The following is a 21,056-nucleotide window of genomic DNA, read 5'->3' as shown; positions in this document are numbered from 1 at the left end:
CCGGCGGCGGCTCTGGCCTCGTCCTGCTCGCCGCCGCAACGGCCGCCCTCCTGGCCGCCGTCGGCGTCAGCCTCTGCGTCGGCGCGGGATCCGTCCCGCCCGGCGAGGTCTGGCGCGCCCTCACCGGCGGCGCCGACAGCGACGCCCGGCTCATCGTCCGCGAGGTCCGCGTGCCCCGCACCGTCCTCGCGGTCGGTGTCGGGGCGGCACTGGGCTGCGCCGGGACACTGATCCAGACCCTGACGCGCAACCCGCTCGCCGAGCCCGGCGTCCTCGGCGTGACGTTCGGCGCCGGTTTCGCCATCACCCTCGGCGCCGCGCTCGGCATCGCCGGCCACCAGGCCACCCAGCTCGTGCTCGCGCTCGCCGGGTCCCTGCTCGCCGCGCTCCTCGTCTACGCCGTCGGGCGCACCTCGCCCCTGCGCCTGCTGCTCGCCGGCACCGCGCTCAGCTTCGTCCTCGGGGCCTGTCCCTCGGCCTGCGCCTGATGTACCCCGACGTCCTGGACCGGTACCGCTTCTGGTCGGTCGGCTCCCTCGCGGGGCGCGAGCAGATGGACCTCACCCTGCCCCTCGTGGTCATCGCGCTCGCCCTGGCCGGCGCGCTCCTGCTCACCGGCCCGCTGAACGCCCTCGCGCTCGGCGAGACCGTCGCCCACGCCCTCGGCGCACGCGTCGCCCGCACGAGGACAGCGGTCCTCGTCCTCGTCACCGTGCTCGCCGGGACCGCCACCGCCGTGGCGGGCCCCATCGCCTTCCTCGGCCTGATGGTGCCCCACCTCGCGCGCCGGGCCGCAGGGGGCTCACTGCGCCGGCTCATGGCCCACACCGTGGTCCTCGGCCCGCTCCTCCTCCTGACGGCGGACATCGCCGCGCGCGTCCTGCTGCCCACCGGCGAGGTGCCGGTGGCCGTCGTCACCGCATTCCTCGGCGGCCCCGTGCTCATCTGGGCCGTCCGCCGACACGGGGTACTCGCACTGTGACCACCGCTCCCCTCCGCTCCACCGGCCCGCTCGTGCTGCGCGTCGGCCGCTGTTCCGCCCAGATCGAACGCCGCACCGTCGTCGCCGCCCTCGTCCTCCTCGTCCTGGCCGCGGCCCTGGCCCTGACCGCCCTGTGCAGGGGCGACTCCTGGGACAGCCCGGCGGACGTGCTGCAAGCGCTCGCGGGCCGGGGCGACTCCGTCCTCGTCGTCCGCGAATGGCGTCTTCCCCGCGTCACCGCCGCGCTCGTCTTCGGCGCCGCGCTCGGCCTCGCTGGCGCGGTCTTCCAGAACCTCACCCGCAATCCGCTCGGCAGCCCCGACGTCATCGGCCTGGACGCCGGCTCCTACACCGGCGCCCTCGTCGCGCTCACCGTCCTGGCCGGCACCCCCGCCCAGCTCACCGGCCTCTCCGCCGCCGGCGGCCTCCTCACCGCGGCGGTCGTGTACGTGCTCTCCCTGGAGACGGGGTTCAACGGCCTGCGGCTCGTCGTCACCGGCATCGGCGTCAACGCCGTCCTCACCGCCCTCAACTCCTGGATCGTGCTCCGCGCCGAGCTCGACGTCGCCATCGCGGCCACCGGCTGGAACGCCGGTTCCCTGAACGGCCTCGACTGGCAGGACGTCCAGGTGCCGTTCGCCGCCATCGGCGTACTGGCCCTGCTCCTGGCCGTCCTCTCCCACGCCACCCGCCAGGCGGCCCTCGGCGACGAACTGGCCGTCACCACCGGCGTGCGCCTGCGGACCCTGCGGCTGCTCAGCGTGCTGGCGGGCGTCGGCTGCACCGCCGCCGTGACCGCCGTCGCGGGCCCCGTCGTCTTCATCGCGCTCGCCGCACCCCAGATCGGCCGCCGCCTCACCGGCGCGTCCGGCGTGACGCTGCTGCCCGCGGCGATGACCGGCGCCGTCCTGCTGCTGGCGGCCGATCTCATCGCCCAAGTCCTGCTCGCCCCCGTGATCCTGCCGGTCGGCGTGGTCACCACCGCCCTCGGCGGCTGCTACCTGCTCTGGCTGCTGCACAAGGAGGTCACCCGCTCGTGACCGCGCCCGAACGCACCCCCGCTCGCCTGTCCGCCCGGCAGATCACCCTCGCCTACGGGGAGCGGACCGTCTCCACCGGCCTGAGCCTCGACATACCGGACGGGGCGTTCACCGCCATCATCGGCGCCAACGCCTGCGGCAAGTCGACGCTGCTGCGGGCGTTCGTGCGCCTCCTGCGGCCGACGGCGGGCGAGGTGTCCTTCGACGGGCGTGACGTGGGCGCGTGGCAGCCCAAGGCCGTCGCCCGCCAGATCGGCTTCCTGCCCCAGACCCTCGCGGCGCCCGAGAACACCCGTGTCCGCCAGCTCGTGGCCCGCGGCCGCTACCCGCACCAGTCGCTGATCGCGACCTGGTCGCCCGAGGACGAGCGGGCCGTGGCCGAGGCGATGGCCGCGGCCGGGGTGGGCGATCTCGCCGAACGGGACCTGGCGAGCCTGTCGGGCGGGCAGCGCCAGCGCGTGTGGATCGCCATGGTGCTCGCCCAGGAGACGCCCTATCTGCTGCTCGACGAGCCCACCACTTTCCTCGACCTCGCCCACCAGTACCAGCTCCTCACCCTCCTCGCGCGGCTGCGGGACGCGGGACGCACGGTCATCGCCGTCCTCCACGACCTCAACCAGGCGTGCCGCTACGCCGATCACCTCGTGGCGATGCGCGAGGGCCGGGTCGTCGCCGAGGGCGCCCCGGCCGACATCATCGACGCGGACCTGGTCAAGGAGGTGTTCGAGCTGCCCGCCGTCGTCATCCCCGACCCGGTGACGGGCGCCCCGATGGTCGTGCCGACCCCCTGACCGCGGCGCACCCCTGAGCCTGACCTAGAGTCACTTCCGTCGCCCGGTGACGGCCCGGGCCGCGCGACGGGCACGGCGGGGTGCGGCTTCCCGTTCCGCCGCCGGCCGAACCGAACGCCCCCGGCCCGAGGGAACGTGCCGATGCCCGAGATCAGCGTCATCACACCGGTGTACGACGGCGGCCACCACTACCTGGCGGCGGCGGGGGAGTCCGTGGAGGCGCAGCGGCTCCCGGCCGGCTGGGCCGTGCAATGGGTGGTGCAGGAGGACGGCACCACCGGCCGCCCCCTCGCGGGGCTCCCCGATGTCCCGTGGATCACCAGGGGCGGCGCCCGGCGGGGAGGCGCGGCCCGGGCACGGACGCTGGGCCTCGCCCGGGCGACCGGCCGGCTGGTCCGCGCCCTCGACGCGGACGACCTCTTCCCCGACCCCCACGCACTGGCCCGGGACATCGAGACGCTGACACGCCGTCCGGACATGGGGTGGTGCGTGTCGCCCGTGCTCGACCTGCTGCCGGACGGCACCCTCCGTCCCGGCCCCCGGGACCCCGCACCCGGCCCGCTGCCCGGCGGCTGCCTCGCCGACGGACTGCGGAAGAACGAACTGCCCGTCGTCGGCACCGCCATGACCACGTACACCGCGCTCGTACGGCTCCTCGGCGGGTGGCCGGCCCTGCCCGCGACGGAGGACGTCGGGCTGCTGCTGGCGGCGGAGGCGGTGACGCCCGGCTGGATGCAGGAACGGCCCGGCGCGATCTACCGCAAGCACGGCGTCCAGTCGACCACGCACCCCGGGTTCACCGACCCGGCCGAGACCCGCGCCCGGCACGCCTCGGTCCTCCAGCGGGCCGACGCGCTCCGCGCGAGCGGATGGCGCTGGACGCCGCCCCGGCTCTGAGAACGGCCGAGCCCCCGGCCACGGCGGCCCCGGCGCGGGTTCAGGCACGGAGATACGCGAGCACCGCGAGGACGCGCCGGTGGTCGTCCCGTTCCGCCGGATGCAGGTCGAGCTTCAGGAGGATGCTCGCGATGTGCTTGGCGATGGCGGCCTCGGTGACGGTCAGGCGGCGGGCGATCGCCGCGTTGGACCGACCCTCCGCCATGGCCGCGAGCACTTCGCGTTCCCGGGGAGTGAGGCGCTGCAGGGGATCCCGCCGGCGCGCCAGGAGCTGGCGCACGACGTCCGGGTCGATGACGGTCGCGCCGGCGGCGACCTGGACGACGGCGTCCGCGAACTCCCCGACGTTCCCGACGCGTTCCTTGAGCAGGTAACCGGTGCCCGCGGTGGCGCGCCGGTCCTGGAGGAGTTCGTCGGCGAACGTCTGCTCGACGTACTGGCTGAGCAGGAGGACCGCGAGCCCGGGCTGTTCGGCACGGAGCCTGCGGGCCGCGCGCAGACCCTCGTCGGTGTGCCCCGGCGGCATGCGGACATCGGCGACGAGCAGGTCGGGCCGGTGCTCCCTGGCGGCGGCCAGCAGGGACGGCCCGTCACCCACGGCCGCCAGGACGCGATGGCCGAAGCGTTCCAGGAGGTGGACGAGCCCCTCGCGCAGGAGGACCGAGTCCTCGGCGATCACGATACGGACGGATTGCTGCACGGGAGGTCGGCTCTCAGGAGGGTGTGCCCGCCGGGCGGGCTGGAGAGGTACATTCTGCCGCCGGCTGCCGCGATCCTGTCGGCCAGGCCGGTGAGTCCGCTGCCCCGGGCGGGATCGGCGCCACCGTGGCCGTCGTCCGCCACCTCCAGCCGCAGCAGGCCGCCGTGGAGGCGGGCGGTGACGCGGCAGCGGTCGGCGCCGCTGTGCCGGGCGACGTTGGTGAGGGCCTCCGCCGTCACGAAGTAGGCCGTCTCCTCGACGGCGGGCGGCAGCCGGCCCGGGACCTCGATGTCCAGGTCGGCCGGGACCGCGGAGCGCCCCGCGATGTCCCGCACGGCCGCGGGCAGTCCGCGTTCCGTGAGGATGCGGGATGCACGCCGCGGATCAGTTCGCGCAACTCGACCAGGGCTTCGCCGGCGAGGGCGTGCGCGTCCCCGACCTCCTTCGCCGCGGCGCTCCCGGCCGGCAGATCGAGCACGGCCAGCCCGAGTCTCATGTGGAGCGCCACGAGGCGCTGCTGGGCGCCGTCGTGCAGGTCGCGTTCGATGCGCCGCCGTTCCGCGTCGAACGCGCCGACGAGGCGGGCACGTGAGCGGGTGACCTCCCGCAGCTCCCCGCCCCCGGGGTCCAGGACCGCCCGGGCGATGGTGCCGCGGGCACCCGCCCAGGCGCCGATGGGGTAGGCGGCGACCGGCAGCAGCAGGACCCCCGCGACCGGGCCTGTGACGGCCTGCCATGTGGCCGCGGTGGGCTGGAGCGGCGCCAGGACGAGCCCGCCGGGGATGCCGAGGGCGACCAGGAGGACGGCGAAATCCACCCAGGCGACGGCCAGCACGGACACGGTTCCGTAGCCGATCGCCCGTCGTGCGTGCGGGGACACGGCCCGGTCGCGGTCCACCAGGGCGAGACGCCGCCGTTCGAAGGCGCCCGAGAGACCGATGCCGACGGCGACGGGCACCAGCGCGCACACCGCCCCGGCCACGTCCCCCGGGACGGCCGCGAACACCCCGACGGCACCCAGGGCGACGGCCGCCGCGAACAGAGCACCGGACAGCAGGTACAGCGCCGCGCGCGAGGGCCACGCGGTGCCGAGATAGCCCAGCGGACTGCGCGCGAGGGCCTCCAGGACGGTGAGGGATTCCACGCCGCCGACGGTAACCGCGTGACCCGTGCGACCGCAGTAGTGCCAGGTGGAGTATCGGTTCTCGCACTGGCGCCCATGTGCCGGAGGCCCCACTGCCGTTGTCTTGAGCACATGACCACAACCCCGACGACCCCCACGGCGGCACCCGCGGCCGAGCTGCGCTCGGTGACGAAGCGCTACGCCGCCGGCGAGCAGACCGTCACCGCCGTGGACGACGTGTCCATCGGCTTCGCCGCCGGAACCGTGACCGCCGTCATGGGCCCCTCCGGTTCCGGCAAGTCGACGCTGCTGCAGTGCGCCGCCGGCATCGACCGGCCCACGGCCGGCGACGTGCTGATCGGCGGCACCCAGCTGGGCGGGCTCGACGAGGACGAGCTGACCCTGCTGCGCCGCGAGCGCGTCGGTTTCGTCTTCCAGGCCTTCAACCTCGTGCCGGCGCTGACCGCCGCGCAGAACGTCGAACTGCCCCTGCGGCTCGCCCGCCGCCGCCCGGCGGCCGGCGAGGTCGCGGCGGCACTGGCCGAGGTCGGCCTCGCCGACCGCGCGGGCCACCGGCCGGGCGAACTGTCCGGCGGCCAGCAGCAGCGGGTCGCGATCGCCCGCGCGATGATCGCCCGGCCCGCCGTCCTCTTCGCGGACGAACCGACCGGAGCCCTGGACACCCGCGCCTCCCGCACCGTCCTGCGGCTCCTGCGGGCACTCGCGGACGACCACGGCCAGACCGTGGTGATGGTGACGCACGACCCGGTCGCCGCGTCCTGCGCGGACCGGGTGGTGCTCCTCGCCGACGGACGGATCGCCGACGAACTGCCGGGCACCGGCGGCCCGGAGGCGATCGCGGGACGCATGGCCGCGCTGGAGGTGCGCGCATGATCGGCACGGCGACCGTACGACAGCGCTGGGCCTCCTTCCTCGGGTCCTTCATCGCCGTGGCACTCGGCGTGACCGTGCTGACGATCAGCTCGCTCATCCTCCTGTCGGAGGGCACCGGCGTCCCTGACCGGCTCGCGGGGGCACCGGTCCTGGTCCGCAGTCCCACCGGGGAGCAGGTCGGCGGGCAGTTCGCGGAGGACCCGCCATGGCCCCCGGACCGGGCCGAGGAACTGCGCCGGGACCTCGCGGACCTGCCAGGCGTCGCCACCGCCGTGGCGGACCGGTCGTTCTACGCGCAGGCCGTGGGAACGGAGCAGACCGAGGGGGAACGCCAGGGACACGGCTGGTCGAGCGCCGCGCTCGCCACCTACGGGCTGACCGCCGGCGCACCGCCCGCGGCCGACGGCGACGTCGCCGTGGACCGGGCGCTCGGCCTCGCGCCGGGAGACCCCGTCACCCTCCTCACCGCCCGCGGAGCCGAACCGTTCACCGTCTCCGGGACCCTGGACGGGCCGGGCTACTACGTCACCGACGCACTGGCCGAGCGGCTCGCGGGCGGCGTACGGGTCATCGGACTCGTCCCCGAGCCCGGCGCCGACACGGCCGCGATCGCCGCCGCCGCCGAGGCGGTCGCGGGCGGCGACGGCCAGGTCCTCACCGGCGACGCCCGCGACGCCCTCGCACCGAAGCAGGACGGGATGACCCGGTGGATCGGCAGCCAGGTCCTCACCGCCATGGCCGCGCTGTCCGCCTTCCTCACCGTCTTCATCGTGGCCTCGACCTTCGCCTTCACCGTCGCCCAGCGGCGCCGCGAACTGGCGCTGCTGCGCACGATCGGCGCCACACCGCGGCAGCTTCGCCGGATGCTGTCCGGCGAAGCACTGACCATCGGCGTCATCGGCGCGGCCACGGGCGCGCTGCTCGGCACCCTCCTGGCGCCCGCCATGACGGGGGTCATGATCGAGGCTGGCTTCCAGCCGGCGGGCTTCGAACTCCGCGTCCGGCCCTGGATACCGCTCGCCGCCTTCGCGCTCGGCCCGCTGATCGCACTCGCCGGCGCACGGTCGGCGTCGCGGCGCGCCGCACGCGTCCCCCCGCTGGAGGCCATGCGCGAGGCGACCGCCGACGGACGCGTCATGACACGCCGCCGGTGGATCACCGGGTCGGCGGCCACCGCCACCGGCCTGACCTGCGCCGTCGGCACGGCCCTCGCCGGCCCCGACGCCATGGTGCTCCTCGCCCTCGGCACCGCCATGGGCATGGCCGTCGGCCTCACCCTCCTCGTCCCGGCCCTGATCAAGCCGGTGATCGGCACGCTGACCCGGCCACTTGCGCGACACCCCGGGGCGACCGGCGTACTCGTCCGCGAGAACATGATCGCCGCCACCCGCCGCACCTCGGCGACCGTCGCACCGGTACTCGCCACCGTCGCGTTCACCGTGCTGATCACCAGCGCCGTGGCCACCACCGCCGGCGCCGCCACCGCCGAGCGCGCCGCGAGCGTGACCGCCGAAACGGCGATCGTCCCGGACGGCACGCCCGGTCTTTCGGACGCCGCCACCGGCGAGGCCGCCGCGACGGCACTGCTGTCCACCACCGTCTACGGCGGCGACGGCAAAGCAGCGCTGTCGGCGGGAGGCGTGTCATCCGGTTTCGACGAGCTGTACGGCCTGGCCGCGCCCGGCCCCGGGACGGCGGTCGTCACGTCCGCCGTCGCCGCCGCGCACGGCTGGCCGGAAGGCGAGGCCGCCACGCTGACCTTCGAGGACGGCCGTACGGAACGGCTGCGCGTGACCGCCGTGGTGGACGACTCCATGCCGTACCAGCTCTTCCTCCCGCGCGATCTGGTGCGCGCCCACGACCCTTCCGCCCTGGCCGACGTCGCCTACCGCACCGGCGACACCCCCGCCGACCTCCCCGCCGAACTCGGCGCACGCGAGATGACGGTGTCCGAGTACGCCCGGTCGGACGACGCCGAGGACGACCGCCTGGTCCGCATTTTCACCCTGATCCTCGTCACCATGTCCGCGGGCTACACGGCGATCGCTGTCGCCTCGACGCTCCTCGCGGCGACGACCGACCGGGCACGTGACTTCCGGACCCTGCGCCTGACCGGCGCGACAACCCGACAGGTGCTGACCGCCATCGCCGGGGAAACAGCCTGCGTGGTCGCTCTCGGAACGGCTCTGGGCCTGGCCGTGGCCGCACCGGCCCTGCTCGGCATGGTGCACGGCCTGCGCGACAGCCTCGGCCTACCGGTGGAACTGGCGGTGGAGTGGCCCTGGGCCACGGGCGCGGTCGCCGCCTGCCTCCTCGCCGGCCTGACCGCGAGCGTCCTCCCCGCCCGCACGATCCTGCGACGCACCACCTGACACACAGGCCGACCGCACGGCCGCCGACCTCCCGTCGCCGACGAGACCAGGACACCGGCTCGTCGGCGACGGGACCACCCACCCGGTTCGGTGCCACGCGACGCACCGGCCTACGGCAGGACCCCCGGGGGTGCGGACGGAACGACCGGCGTGCTAGCTTCCGGGAAGCGTCGCGTGCCGGTGGCAGACCGTGTCAGGCATGGAGGCGCCCGACCGAAGGAGACCGACGATGCCCTCGTCGCACCCTTCGCTCTCGCGTGACTGAGCGCGAGACGACCAGGCTCATCGCCTGGAGCCAAGAACTCCGCCGGGTGCACCACCGCATCAGGGAAGCGCTGTCCGTGACCCGCGACTCCCTCGCCGACGGCACCCCCGGCCAGGCCGCGACCCGTGAGCTGCTGCTGTACTGCCACGGCTTCTGCACAGCACTCGACACCCACCACCGGGGCGAGGACCGCACCCTGTTCCCCGCCGTGGCAGCCGCCCACCCGGAGCTGCGCCCGGTCCTGCGCTCCCTGGAGCAGGACCACTCGATGATCGCCCACCTCCTCAACAGCCTCCGCGCCGCGGCCGATCGTGCCGCCCCGCCCGAGGAACTCGACCGCCACCTCGAAGGCATCGCCGCGGTCATGGAGAACCACTTCCGCTACGAGGAGCGCCAACTGCTCACCGTGCTCGAGACACTGGAACTCGAAGCGGACACCGGGGAGGTGCTCGGAGCGCTGTGAGCAGGACGACCTGCGACGCCAATCGCCGACCGTCACCCGTCGGCACTGGGCGACTTCCGCGCGCTTCGAGGACCTCGGGGCGAGGGCGAGGGATTCATCCCACCCGGTGGACCTGAACGGGAAGCCGTCCGCGGGGGAGCCATCCGCATGCGTGATGCGCCCGTCATCGTGTTGACGCGCACGCCGTCGGTGCGCCGACGCGACGGCGCACCGGGAAACGACCCGCCACTACACCCCGGACACCGGCTGCGGCGGACATTCACGGGATCACGGAGAACCGGAAGGCACTTCGGCGACAGTGGGGCGGTAGACCATGAGGCACCTCATGAACCTCCGGCTCCGAGGAGTTGACATGTCATCGCAACTGAAGGTCCCGGGTCGCCCCGCGCAGGACACCGATCCGGTGGGGGAGCTCGTGTCGTCCGGGGTCCAGGGCGCCCGCCCGGCGCCCTGGACCGAAGCCGGCGACCTGCTGGAATCCGCCCCGCTGTACTGGCTGACGACGGTCCGGCCTGACGGCCGCCCGCACGCCACGCCCGTGGTGGCCGTCTGGTGGGACCTCGCCCTGCATTTCTGTGTGAGCCCGGACAGCGTCAAGGCCCGCAATCTCCGGTCCAATCCGCACTGCCTCGTGACGGCGGGACGCAACGACATGCACGACGGCCTCGACCTGGCCGCCGAGGGCACGGCACACCGCCTCCGGGACCACGCGACCGTACGGCGTCTGGTGCGCGTGTTCACCGCGAAGTACGGGGAGTGGCCGTTCGAGGCCGGGCAGCACGGGGGAGAGGCCGTCGTCGTGAAGAAGCAGTCCGGACACCGCTCGGTGGTCTTCCGCGTCAGACCGACGGTCGTCCACGGATTCAGGAAGGGCGGCGAGTGGACCCAGACCCGCTGGCGCCTCCCGGCCCCCACACCCCCGGCACCCGGGACGCCCGCGCCTGCCGCAACCGTCCGGAACACCCGGTGACCCGCGACAGCCCCGCCGGTGACGGCGGGATCCAGGACCCCTTCGGCACCCTGCGGCGCGCGCTGTGGATCGGGGGTGGCCAATGGGCCGGCAAGACGACCGTGGCCCATCTCCTGGCCGAACGCCACGGCGTGACGGCCTACCACTACGACTGGCACGACGCCCGGGGGCACGACGACCGGCGGATCGCCCGCCGCGTCCGTCTCGGAGAACCCGCTGCCGGCCCCGACCCGGAGACGATGTGGGTGCGCACCGGCCCGGCGGAGATGGCAGCCGACGCCCTGGCCGGTTTCCCTCTCCGATTCGCATGGGCACTGGACGATCTCCGCGCTCTCGACTCCGGCCACCCGGTCATCGCCGAAGGCTGGGGCCTCCGCCCGGACCTCGTCGCACCCATCATCGACTCACCCCGCCGGATGATCGTCATGGTTCCCACGGACGGGTTCCGGCGCCGCCAGGTCCGCGAACTGCCCCGCGCGGCATCGCTCGGCCACCGGGTGAGCGACCCGGCCCGGGCACAGGCCAACCGGCTGGCCCGGGACCGGCTCGTCGCGGACGACGCCGTCCGCACGGCGCGCCACCACGGCATACATGTCATCGAGGTCGACGGTACGCACGGAGCCGCCGAGGTCGCGGACATGGTCGCCGGCCACTTCGCCCCCTACCTGCCCGCGGCGGTCGAGCCGGGCACCGGCACGTGACGGCAACGCCGGACAACAGCGCCATTCAAGCCACCGGTAATCGCCTTGCCGGCCAGGCGAGATGCGCGTCCCACCCGCGGGCACCTCCCCGAGCACACCTGCCGGCGCTGACCCGAGCCGCCCGACCGTGAGGCAGCCAGGAAGCCGGCAACTCAGCCGCCGCTCCCCTCGCCCGGCGTGACCAGACCACTCTCGTACGCGAAGACGACCGCCTGCGCACGGTCCCGCAGCGACAACTTGTCGAAGATCCGGCTGACATGCGTCTTCACGGTCTGCTCGGCCACGAACAACGCGCCCGCGATCTCGCTGTTCGACCGCCCCCGCGCCACCAGGGACAGCACCTCCGTCTCCCGCTGCGTCAGGCCCCTGAGCCGCGGCTCGTCGGGCAGCGCACGGGGGCGGGCACGGACGAACCCCTCGATCAGCCGCCGCGTCACCGAAGGGGCGAGCAGCGCGTCGCCCGCCGCCACGATCCGCACGGCCGCGATCAGGTCGGCGGGCGGCGCGTCCTTGAGCAGGAAGCCGCTCGCCCCCGCGGCCAGCGCCTCGTACACGTAGTCGTCGACATCGAACGTCGTGAGCATCAGCACCCGCGGCCGGTGTTCGACGCCGCGCGGCGGGTTCATCAGACGGCGGGTCGCCTCCAGACCGTCCAGAACGGGCATGCGCACGTCCATGAGCACCACGTCGGGCCGGCACCGCCGCGCGGCGTCGACCGCCTCCTCACCGTTGGCGGCCTCCCCGGACACCTCGATGTCCGGCTGGGCGTTCAGCAACGCGCCGAACCCGGCGCGGATCATGGCCTGGTCGTCGACGACCAGCACGCTGATGCTCATGACACTCCCGGCAGGGGAAGGACGGCCGATACGCGGAAACCCCCGTCGGGCTGCGACCTGGCGGTCAGCTCGCCGCCGAGCACGGCGACGCGCTCCCGCATGCCGACCAGCCCGTGCCCGCCCGCCCGGGCCTCCACGGCGCGCGGGACACCGGCCGGCGCCGAGTTGACCACGTCGATCCGCAGCCCGCCGTCACTGCGGCGGACGCGCACGTCCGCGCGGGCACCGGGAGCATGGCGGACCACATTGCTCAACGCCTCCTGCACCACACGGTAGGCGGACAGCCCCACCGTGGCCGGAAGGTCAGCGTCGCCGGGCACCCCCTCGTCCATGTCGAGACGCACGTCGACGCCCGCACGGCGCGTCGTCTCCACAAGGGCGGCGAGATCCTCCAGCCCGGGCTGCGGAGCGTACGCGCCGTCGGGCGACTCCTCGCTCCGCAGTACGTGCAGCAGTCGCCGCATCTCGCCCAGGGACCGCCGCGCCCCCGCCGCGATGGCCGCGAACTCCTCGGCCACCTCCGGCGACACCCCGCCGAGACGGTACGGCGCGCTGTCCGCCTGCACGGTGATCACCGACATGTGGTGGGCCACGACATCGTGCAGCTCGCGGGCGATACGGGCACGCTCCGCCAGCAGCGTCGCACGCGCCTGCTCGGCCGCGCTGACCCGCTCCGTGACGGCCAGCCGCGCACGGGCCTCCCCCCGGCCGTGGAGCGCGTCCGCCGTGACGGCCGCTACCGCGAGCAGCACGCTCAGCGGCAACAGCCCGCCCCACTCGCCGTACTCCGGGACCAGAACGACCAGTACCGCTCCGGCAGCCAGCACTTCCAGCCACATCGCGCACAGCGCGCGGCGGGGTGCCCGCGAGCCCACCAGGACGAACACCGCCGCGGCCGAGAGCGACGACGTCACGGCCCACGGCCACGGCTCGGCGGGGGAGTGCGGCCGGGTCACCGCGGCCGTCACGACCACCGCCGCGAACTCCGCCCACCAGGCCGTCCGCGGCCCGGTGGCGGCGAGCACGACCGGCGCCGCCCGGGCCAGGGCCAGCGCCACCGCCGGACCGGACGCGGTGTCGTAGTGCTGCACCAGGTCCGCGAACCCGGCGAAGAACACCAGGGCGGCCAGCGCCCACGGGACCGACGCCCCCCACCGGCCGCCGGGGACGGGCAACGGCGCCCCGCCCAGGTCGTCCCACAGGACCGCCCGGCAGAACGACAGCGCGGTCCGGGAGCGGTCGGTGGTGCGCGTCGTCATCGCCGACCATGCTACGGCCGGCATCAGAGCTGGTGCAGCCACGCGTTGACCAGCAGGGCCCCGGCCGCGGACGTCCCGGCCGTGACCGCCACGGCCCAGGCCCTGACCGGCCGGCCCCACAGCCGGCCCGCGAGATGGGCGTGCAGGTCACCGAGCAGGCGCAGGACGACGAGCGCGGCGGCCGCGAACGGCAGGGCGATCCCGAAGTGCGCCAGCCACGCGCCGCCGGCACTCGGACCGCCCCAGGACGTGTCGTACGGGCCGCGATCGACCAGCGGATAGAACACGCCCCGCAGGACGAACAGGATCTCGATGCCGACGGGGATCAGCGCCAGCAGCCCCAGGGGCACGCACACCAGGGCATGGGCCAGCAGCCGTGCCGCTCCCGGCCCGCCTGCCGCCGGGTCCTGGCCGACGGCCCGCGCCCACCACTTCCCCGCCCGGTCCGCCCGCCCGCCCAGGACCGCGCCGACCGTGACGGCCGAGGCGGGGAGCAGCAGCGCCGCGTACCCCGCCCGCCGCGCGAAGCGCCGCACGCCGCCGTCCCCGGCCCGTCGTGCCCCGTGACCGCCACCCGCGTACCGAGAAGTCGTGGAAGCCATCGCCTGTTCCCTCCCTGTTTCCGGCCGGCCCTTGCCGACAGGGGAAAGGTAGGGGCGGGGCTCCCCACGGCACGTCACACCACGGCGCCGGACCGACCCCCTACCTCAGTAGGGGGTCCGGCGGATGCCGTACCCCTGGGCGTTGATCAGGTGGTGCCCCCGCCCACCGGCTCCCCGACATGTTCGGCCCGCGCGGCGCCCCCCTCGTCCACCACCGGCCGGGGTCAGTCCGTGGCCGCGGGCACAGGGCGGGGGACGAGACCGCGCAGGCCGGCCCACCGGGGCGAGCGGACGAGCCCGACCGCACTGTCCACCGTCGCTCGGTTGACGGTGCTCGCCGCAGAGTTCCCGGAGCCGAGGTCCTTCGCAGTGACATGGAAGATCCCGGCGGCATCAACGTCCGCCGTCACCTCGACCCGTGGTACGCCCGCAGGGGCGGGAGGAAGGTTCAGTTCGAGCACCGCGACCGTCCTGTTCCTCGCCACCTCCGCGCGCTCGCCCTCCACGACATGCACCACCATCGCTCGCTGGTTGTCGGAGTGCGTGGTGAACTCCGCGCTGACTTTCGTGGGAATCGTCGTGTTCCGCTGGAACACCTTCGACATCACGCCGCCCAGCGTCTCGACGCCGAGGGAGACGGGGTGGACATCGAGGAGCAGCACGTCCTTCACGGCCCCCGTCAGGACACCCGCCTGGAGCGCCGCGCCGGTGACCACACTCTCCGGGGCCAGGCCGCGATGGGGCTCCCGACCGCAGGCGAGACGGCGGACCAGTGCCCCCACGGCGGGCATCCGGGAGGCACCGCCGGCCAGCAGCACCCGATCGATGTCCTCGAACGTGTGCCCGGCATCTTCGAGCGCTTGCTCCATGGCGGTACGGCAGCGCTCCAGCAGGTCACGGGTGCACGCCTCGAACTGATCGCGGGTGAGCACCTCATCGAGGAGCAGCGGCCCACTGCCCAGGAAGGGCAGCCGGACGGACGCGGACCGCGCCGTCGACAACTCCCGCTTCGCCGCCTCGGCCGCCTGCCGCAACCGTTGCGTCGTCACCGCGTCATTGGTGAGGTCCACGCCGTACTGGCGCCGCACGCGATCGGTGAGCTGCTGAACGATGCGCAGGTCCCAGTCGTCCCCGCCGAGACGCGCCGTCCCCGCGGTGCCCCTGACCTCCACGACGCCGTCATCGACGGCGACGACCGCCACGTCGAGCGTGCCTCCGCCCAGGTCGAGTATCAGCACCGTGCTGTCGTCGTCCCGGCTCATGCCGTACGCCATCGCCGTGGCCGAGGGGGCGTTGATGATCCGCAGGACGCGCAGCCCCGCCTCCTCGCCGGCTCGGTACAGCGCCGTCCGCCGGCCGAGCCCGAAGGCGACGGGCACGGTCAGGACCGTCCCGCCGAGCTGCCCGCCGAGGTGTGCCTCGGCGTCCTTCCTCAGCCGGGCGAGCAGCAGCCGGACGGCATCCTCCGCCGCCAACCGCGTGGGACCCCGCGTGACGCTCCACTCCGTCCCCAGCTTCGACCCCACTGCCCGCACGGTGTGGTCGGGATGGAGGACGGCCTGCCGCTCGGCGGCCGTGCCCACGAGGACGCTCCCGTCGTCCAGGACCGACACCACGCTCGGTGTCGTCGTGGCGCCCTCGGCGTTGGGTATCGGCCGGACCCTCCTGCCCTCGAAGACGCTCATCGCGCACGTCGTCATCCCGAAGTCGATGCCGATGACGGGGCGCCGGGGCGTCCCCTTCCCGCTCGTCCCCGGAGGTGACGACCGGGTCCGTTCCGCGTGCCGTTGTCCGTCACCGCCCCGGGCTCCCTCCGGCGGCGACGTGACGGTGGGCGCGGAATGGGTCGTGGCGGAGCCGGCGGGCATGGTGTACGCCGCGGTCGGCGGGATGTCCCGGTCGTGGATGAGGGCGGTCACGGCCGCGGGCCAGGGGGAGCCGCCGGGGACATCGTCCGCCGGCTGCCAGTGCGCCGTGATCCGGTCGAGGATCGCCGGCAGGGCGGGCCGCTCCGCCGGATTCTTCGCCAAGCAGCTCCCGGCCAGCTCACGGAGCGGGCCGTGCAGGTGGTCGAGGCGCGCCCGGCCGTTGACCACCCGATGCATGACCGCCAGGGGCGCGCCCTCGCCGAACGGCTCGACAGCGCCGGCCGCGTAGGCGATCACCGCTCCCAGGGAGAAGACGTCACCGGCCGGCCCCACGTGGCCGCCCTCGATCTGCTCCGGGGACATGTAGCCCGGCGACCCGATCACCTGACCGGTGTGCGTCAGGACCGTGCCCTCCAGCGTCCGGGCGATGCCGAAGTCGATCACGCGCGGCCCGTCGGCGGCCATCAGTACGTTCGACGGCTTGAGGTCACGGTGGAGCAGCCCGGCGGCATGAACGGCCTGCAGCGCCTCCGCGAGCCCGGCCGCGAGCGACCACACCGCATCCTCCGGCAGTGGCCCCGTCTCCCTCACGGCCTCGGCCAGGTCCGGCCCCGGTACGTGGACGGTCGCGAGCCACGGCGGATCGTCGTCCGGCCCCGCGGCCACCACCGGCGCCGTGAACGCGCCGCTGACCGCCCGTGCGGCCGCCACCTCCCTGCGGAAACGGCGCCGGAACTCGGGTTGGCGCGCCAGATGGGGATGCACGACTTTCACGGCCACCGCCCGTCCCCCCGGCGACCGCCCGAGGAACACCTGTCCCATCCCTCCTGCGCCCAATCGGCCACGCAGTGCGAAACCCCCCACCTCCCGTGGGTCACCCGCCCGCAACGGCTCCACCCGCACCCCTTCCACGTCCTGCCCACGTCGACGGGTCCGCCCGCCCGGACGCCCACTCAACCATCAGAGGATCACGGGAGACAGCGCGCACGCGACGCACCGAGGGTGCCAGAATCGGCCGGGTCGAGCGGAACCGGTTCGCTGGGGGACGCCGGGACCCGACGGCTGCGTGCGCCGGCAGGTCCCCCTGCGCCCGCTCGGAACGCCCGACTCGGCGCCTCGGCCGAACCGGGCGCCCGCACCCGCCCCGAACCCCGGATCCGGAGACGACTCGGCCCATGGACATGTCCTCCCGTGAGATCACCCTCCCCCTCGGCGAGGTCGTCGCCATGCTGCGGGACCTCGACGAGTTCGTCGTCTCCCTCGACCGCCTGGGCTCCCGCCGGGCATCCGGGACCGCCGACGAGTCCACCGTCGGCGCGTTCGTCGCGGACTGGGATGTCGCCCGGCGTCTGGCCCGCGCCCGACGCGTCATCGGCGAAGCGCTGGACGCGCAGCTGAGCGACGAGGAGAACGCGGAGATCGACGCCCTGTGCGACCAGGGCCGGTTCTACGGCACGGACAGCGCACCGGCCGCCCCGGACACCGACGGGTCTCCAGGCCCCAGCACGGGGCGTTGATCACTCTGACGGGTGGTTTGGGCAGGAGCGGGGCGTGATGGCGGTTGAGCGGCATGGTGCCTGGTGAGGCTGTGGGCGCAGACAGCAGGGACGGCGGGCTCAGCGGGCCTGTCGAAGCCGAGAGGGCACCATGGCGACGTATGACACGCAGATCCACACCGGCGGCGGAGGCTGGCAGGATGACGCACCACTCACGGTGAACATCGTCAACCGCAACCAGGTCGTGCCCGAGGACAGCCCGCCGAGCACCGGGACCACGGTGACGTGGAGCGGTGACGCCGGAAACGGTTCGGTGACCTTCTTCGACGGAGGAAGCACCTTCCAGGGCACCGCCCAGTTCCCGGGCGAAGGCCCCGTCGGCTACCGAGGGACGCTGGCCGGCTAGCGGGCGGCGCCCCGCGAGCGCGCGACAGGGGATCACATCGGCGGATCTCCCGGGACCACACCGGACCCGGGAGGTCCGCCGACGCGCGTCTTGGGTACAACAACCCCCAGCAGGAAACGGCACTTCCAGCGGCGAGGGACGGCGGAACGGCCCGTGCCCCGAGGCGCCGCGTGCGGGTCGGAAACATTCGCTGGACGGACCGCCGCGTGATGTCCGGCCAGAGCCCCTCGGCCGTCAGACCGCCGCACGGGCGCGGAGCGGGGAGTGTTCGGCCGATCCGTCGGAACGTCACGCAAGACGAGACGTTCCGTCTTGCGGCTTCCCCCGTCGTAGCGTACGGTCTCCCGCATGGGTTCCCTGTGAGACCACCGGCGCCGACCGCGGAGCTTCGCAGTGCACTGCACTCGACTGCCGCCGCCGCGCCCCGCCGAGCAGCCCTCCACCCCGATCCGGCCCGGACCGAACTCCGAGGCCAGAAGGACCCCGCCTTGCGCACCTCACAACTCACCCTCCACGACGTCACCAAGCACTACCCCGGCCACACCGTCGTGGACCGGGTCTCCTTCACCCTGAAACCCGGCGAGAAAGCCGGGCTGATCGGCGACAACGGCGCCGGCAAATCCACTCTCCTCCGGCTCATCGCGGGCCAGGAACGCCCGGACAGCGGCGAGGTGACCGTGTCCGCCGCCGGCGGCATCGGCTACCTGCCGCAGACCGTTCCCCTCCCCCCGACCGCCACCGTCCAGGACGCCGTCGACCTGGCCCTCGCGGACCTGCGTGCCCTGGAAACGGAGCTGCGCCGGGCCGAGCAGGCGCTCGGTGACGGCGGGGGCCCGGCGGCACTCGCCGCGTACGGCGCGCTCCTCGGACGCTACGAGGCACGGGGCGGCTACGACGCCGACCACCGGGTGGACATCGCGATGCACCACCTCGGCCTGCCGGCGCTCCGCCGGGACCGCCGGCTCGGCTCCCTCTCCGGCGGCGAGCGCTCACGGCTCGCCCTGGCCGGCGTCCTGGCCGCCCGCCCCGAACTGCTGCTCCTGGACGAGCCGACGAACGACCTGGACGATCGGGCCGTGGAATGGCTGGAGGCGCAACTGCGGGCACACCAGGGCATCGTGCTCGCCGTCACCCACGACCGCGTCTTCCTCGAACGCCTCACGACCACGGTCCTGGAGGCCGAGGCCGGGAAGGTCACCCGGTACGGCGACGGCTACACCGGCTACCGTACGGCGAAGGCCGCCGAACGCCGCCGCCGGCTCCAGGAGCACAAGGAGTGGCGTGCCGAACTGGCCCGCAACGAGCGGCTGGCCGTCGGCCACGCCGCCCGCCTCGACACCATCCCGCGCAAGGCGTCGCTCGCCAACTTCGGCCACGGCGGGTTCCGGGCACGCGGCCGCGCCCACGGGGCGATGGCCCGCATCCGCAACGCCCGCGAGCGGGTCGAGCGGCTCACCGCGAACCCGGTGGCACCGCCCCCCGACCCGCTGGCCTTCACGTCACGCATACGGATGGCGGAAGACGTCGCGCACGACACCGGCACCACTCCCGCGGAAACCCCCGCCGCCCAGCTGACGGACATCCGCGTGGGCGACCGTCTCCGCCTGGACTCCCTCACCCTCGGCCGCCACGGCCGGCTTCTCGTCACCGGCCCCAACGGCGCAGGCAAGACGACGCTGCTGAAGCTGCTCGCCGGTGAGCTGCGGCCGGACGAGGGCGCGGTGCGGGTGCCGGGCCGGGTGGGCCATCTGCGCCAGGACGAGACACCATGGCCGTCGGACCTCACAGTGGCCGAGGCGTTCGGACTGGGCCGCGTGGGCTCCGCCGACGAACACGCCGATGCCCTGCTCGCCCTCGGTCTCTTCCACCCGGCCGAACTCCGGCTGCGCATGGGTGAGCTGTCGTACGGCCAGCGCCGCCGCGTGGATCTGGCGCGCCTGGTCGCGGAGCCCGCCGACCTCCTGCTGCTGGATGAACCGACGAACCACCTGTCACCGGCACTGGTCGAGGAACTGGAGGAAGCGCTGACCGGGTACGCGGGAGCGCTGGTGCTGGTCACACACGATCGCGCCCTGCGGACACGATTCCACGGCGAGCACCTGGAACTGCCGCGGACAGCCGCGATCCGAGCGGCGTGACAGGCCGGTCACGCGGCACAGCCATCACGTGACGCTGGAGGATCCGGTTGTCCTGCCGACGGTGACTTTTCTGGCGGGCGGGCCGGTATCAGAAACGCAATCAACGATATACGGAACAGCGGAATGAGTGACGCGCCGTACGATCAACCATCACGATTCCGCGACTTTTCTCTGACCTGCCGGGCAGGACGGAATGCGCGCACGGTCCCGGTCACAAGGCCATGGCTCCACAACTAAGTCAAGACTTACCTTCAGGCGGCTTCGACCATATGGTGTGCTCGAATCGAAGGAGCCCCTGTTGTCGCAAGTGAACGACCCGGCCGTGCGTGCGGTTGCATCCGAGCAGGCTTATGTGTCCACCCTGTACGAACTGCTCACCGAGCGGCTTTCCGAGGCACGAACACAGCGGGCGAATGTGCTGAAAGCCCCGGCTGAAAGGGCCGACGAGGCATATGAGAGAGAAATCGTCGCCGAGCGTCTGACCAAGGAGATCGGCCGGCTGGAGGGCGCCGGGAAAGGGCTGGTCTTCGGACGCATCGACTGGACGGATGGCACGGCCCTGCGCATCGGACGGATCGGACTGCACACGGAGGAGGACGACCTGCCCCTGCTCGTGGACTGGCGCGCGAACGCGGCGCGGCCCTTCTACGAGGCGACACCGGTCCACCCGATGGGCCTGCGGCGGCGCCGGCACCTGCGCCTCGACGAGCGCACGGTCGTCTCGGTGAGCGACGAACTGCTGGACGGGACCACCCCGACCGACGAGGACGTCGTCGGGACGGCCCGTTGACCGAGGCTCTGTCGGCACGGCGCACGGGCAGGATGCACGCGGCCGTCGCGACGCTCCAGACCGAACAGGACGAGATCGTCCGCTCCGCCCACCGCGGAGTGACCGTGGTGCAGGGCGGACCCGGCACAGGCAAAACGGTGGTCGCCCTGCACCGGGCGGCCTACGTCCTGTACGCCTTCCCACGCGCCGCGGAGGAGGGCGTCCTGGTGGTGGGCCCGAACGCCCGGTTCCTCGACTACATCTCCCAAGTCCTCCCCTCCCTCGGGGAGAACGACGTCGTCCTGGCGACCTGCCAGGAGCTCGCCGGAGTGTCCACCGACACGGCGGACCCGTTCGACACGGCGCGCCTCAAGGGCAGCTCCGACCTCGCCGGCGCCTTGGCCTGCCTGCTGCGCGCCCACCAAGCACCCCACGGCGACTTCACCGTGCGGGTCGGACAGGACCTGGTGCACCTGCCCGGCGA

16 protein-coding genes and 3 pseudogenes are annotated in these 21,056 nt (G+C 73.9%); 13 read left to right on the top strand and 6 right to left on the bottom strand.

All coding sequences use genetic code 11. The features are described 5' to 3' along the window. Positions 1–23 precede the first annotated feature (23 nt). The 4 genes and pseudogenes from EMA09_RS29380 to EMA09_RS00080 all read left to right on the top strand — a co-directional run bounded on the left by EMA09_RS29380 (position 24) and on the right by EMA09_RS00080 (position 3,710). Positions 24–982 (top strand): annotated as a pseudogene (locus tag EMA09_RS29380) (iron ABC transporter permease). A gap of 62 nt (positions 983–1,044) precedes the next feature. Further along, positions 1,045–2,022 (top strand): iron chelate uptake ABC transporter family permease subunit, encoded by a 978-nt coding sequence (locus EMA09_RS00090; protein WP_129843739.1) that lies wholly within the window; start codon positions 1,045–1,047, stop codon positions 2,020–2,022. Then, positions 2,019–2,813 carry an ABC transporter ATP-binding protein gene (locus EMA09_RS00085; RefSeq protein ID WP_129837641.1) on the top strand — a complete coding sequence of 265 codons (795 nt, stop codon included), beginning with the start codon at positions 2,019–2,021 and terminating at the stop codon, positions 2,811–2,813. The genes EMA09_RS00090 and EMA09_RS00085 overlap by 4 nt, the downstream gene beginning before the upstream one ends. A 141-nt stretch (positions 2,814–2,954) precedes the next feature. Beyond that, positions 2,955–3,710, top strand: a complete 756-nt coding sequence (locus EMA09_RS00080) for a glycosyltransferase (RefSeq protein WP_129837639.1) — start codon at positions 2,955–2,957, stop codon at positions 3,708–3,710. 40 nt (positions 3,711–3,750) lie between these two features. Here EMA09_RS00080 and EMA09_RS00075 read toward each other — a convergent pair whose 3' ends face one another. Then, positions 3,751–4,410 carry a response regulator transcription factor gene (locus EMA09_RS00075; protein WP_240796144.1) on the bottom strand — a complete coding sequence of 220 codons (660 nt, stop codon included), beginning with the start codon at positions 4,408–4,410 and terminating at the stop codon, positions 3,751–3,753. Further along, positions 4,386–5,554 (bottom strand): annotated as a pseudogene (locus tag EMA09_RS00070) (histidine kinase). Before EMA09_RS00070 ends, EMA09_RS00075 begins: the two are co-directional and overlap by 25 nt. A gap of 111 nt (positions 5,555–5,665) precedes the next feature. On the opposite strand from EMA09_RS00070, the gene EMA09_RS00065 reads away from it, so the two are divergent. The 5 genes from EMA09_RS00065 (at position 5,666) to EMA09_RS28095 (ending at position 11,198) form a co-directional block, all read left to right on the top strand. Beyond that, on the top strand, positions 5,666–6,427 hold the full coding sequence (locus EMA09_RS00065) for an ABC transporter ATP-binding protein (RefSeq protein ID WP_129837634.1): 762 nt from the start codon (positions 5,666–5,668) through the stop codon (positions 6,425–6,427). Next, positions 6,424–8,799: an ABC transporter permease gene (locus EMA09_RS00060; RefSeq protein WP_129837633.1), complete on the top strand. Its 2,376-nt coding sequence runs from the start codon at positions 6,424–6,426 to the stop codon at positions 8,797–8,799. The genes EMA09_RS00065 and EMA09_RS00060 overlap by 4 nt, the downstream gene beginning before the upstream one ends. 257 nt (positions 8,800–9,056) lie before the next feature. Next, positions 9,057–9,527, top strand: coding sequence for a hemerythrin domain-containing protein (locus tag EMA09_RS00055; RefSeq protein ID WP_129837631.1), 471 nt, complete (start codon positions 9,057–9,059; stop codon positions 9,525–9,527). 352 nt (positions 9,528–9,879) lie between these two features. Next, entirely contained in the window at positions 9,880–10,497 is a 618-nt protein-coding gene (locus EMA09_RS00050) for a pyridoxamine 5'-phosphate oxidase family protein (protein ID WP_129837629.1), read from the top strand. Next, complete coding sequence (locus EMA09_RS28095) at positions 10,494–11,198, top strand: hypothetical protein (RefSeq protein WP_168220602.1); 705 nt, start codon at positions 10,494–10,496, stop codon at positions 11,196–11,198. Before EMA09_RS00050 ends, EMA09_RS28095 begins: the two co-directional genes overlap by 4 nt. 152 nt (positions 11,199–11,350) lie before the next feature. Here the strand turns inward: EMA09_RS28095 and EMA09_RS00040 are convergent, their stop codons facing one another. From EMA09_RS00040 to EMA09_RS00025, 4 genes are all read right to left on the bottom strand, one after another. After that, positions 11,351–12,034 carry a response regulator transcription factor gene (locus EMA09_RS00040; RefSeq protein WP_129837625.1) on the bottom strand — a complete coding sequence of 228 codons (684 nt, stop codon included), beginning with the start codon at positions 12,032–12,034 and terminating at the stop codon, positions 11,351–11,353. Next, positions 12,031–13,293, bottom strand: a complete 1,263-nt coding sequence (locus tag EMA09_RS00035; protein WP_129837624.1) for a sensor histidine kinase — start codon at positions 13,291–13,293, stop codon at positions 12,031–12,033. Before EMA09_RS00035 ends, EMA09_RS00040 begins: the two co-directional genes overlap by 4 nt. A gap of 23 nt (positions 13,294–13,316) precedes the next feature. Next, positions 13,317–13,895 carry a hypothetical protein gene (locus EMA09_RS00030; protein WP_168220601.1) on the bottom strand — a complete coding sequence of 193 codons (579 nt, stop codon included), beginning with the start codon at positions 13,893–13,895 and terminating at the stop codon, positions 13,317–13,319. Between the two features lie 224 nt (positions 13,896–14,119). After that, positions 14,120–16,627, bottom strand: coding sequence for an Hsp70 family protein (locus EMA09_RS00025; protein WP_346655795.1), 2,508 nt, complete (start codon positions 16,625–16,627; stop codon positions 14,120–14,122). Positions 16,628–16,938: 311 nt separating this feature from the next. On the opposite strand from EMA09_RS00025, the gene EMA09_RS00020 reads away from it, so the two are divergent. From EMA09_RS00020 to EMA09_RS00005, 4 genes and pseudogenes are all read left to right on the top strand, one after another. Further along, positions 16,939–17,280, top strand: coding sequence for a hypothetical protein (locus EMA09_RS00020; protein ID WP_129837621.1), 342 nt, complete (start codon positions 16,939–16,941; stop codon positions 17,278–17,280). Between the two features lie 130 nt (positions 17,281–17,410). Further along, the gene (locus EMA09_RS00015; protein ID WP_129837620.1) at positions 17,411–17,665 is read left to right on the top strand and encodes a hypothetical protein; all 255 of its coding nucleotides are present in this window, start codon (positions 17,411–17,413) and stop codon (positions 17,663–17,665) included. Positions 17,666–18,153: 488 nt separating this feature from the next. After that, a complete protein-coding gene (locus tag EMA09_RS00010; protein WP_129837619.1) occupies positions 18,154–19,803 on the top strand; it encodes a TlrC/CarA/OleB/SrmB family ABC-F type ribosomal protection protein in 1,650 nt (549 codons plus the stop codon). Between the two features lie 352 nt (positions 19,804–20,155). Further along, positions 20,156–21,056 (top strand): annotated as a pseudogene (locus tag EMA09_RS00005) (ATP-dependent DNA helicase); the annotation flags it as partial.

This window comes from Streptomyces sp. RFCAC02 (assembly GCF_004193175.1).
Taxonomy (GTDB): Bacteria; Actinomycetota; Actinomycetes; order Streptomycetales; family Streptomycetaceae; genus Streptomyces.
This window is presented reverse-complemented; position numbering and strand designations above follow the sequence as displayed.

Coding starts and splice junctions, on each gene's coding strand:
- EMA09_RS00080 (WP_129837639.1), top strand. CDS start 2,955: ATGCCCGAGATCAGCGTCATCACACCGGTGTACGACGGCGGCCACCAC.
- EMA09_RS00065 (WP_129837634.1), top strand. CDS start 5,666: ATGACCACAACCCCGACGACCCCCACGGCGGCACCCGCGGCCGAGCTG.
- EMA09_RS00060 (WP_129837633.1), top strand. CDS start 6,424: ATGATCGGCACGGCGACCGTACGACAGCGCTGGGCCTCCTTCCTCGGG.
- EMA09_RS00050 (WP_129837629.1), top strand. CDS start 9,880: ATGTCATCGCAACTGAAGGTCCCGGGTCGCCCCGCGCAGGACACCGAT.
- EMA09_RS00040 (WP_129837625.1), bottom strand. CDS start 12,034: ATGAGCATCAGCGTGCTGGTCGTCGACGACCAGGCCATGATCCGCGCC.
- EMA09_RS00035 (WP_129837624.1), bottom strand. CDS start 13,293: ATGACGACGCGCACCACCGACCGCTCCCGGACCGCGCTGTCGTTCTGC.
- EMA09_RS00030 (WP_168220601.1), bottom strand. CDS start 13,895: ATGGCTTCCACGACTTCTCGGTACGCGGGTGGCGGTCACGGGGCACGA.
- EMA09_RS00020 (WP_129837621.1), top strand. CDS start 16,939: ATGGACATGTCCTCCCGTGAGATCACCCTCCCCCTCGGCGAGGTCGTC.
- EMA09_RS00015 (WP_129837620.1), top strand. CDS start 17,411: ATGGCGACGTATGACACGCAGATCCACACCGGCGGCGGAGGCTGGCAG.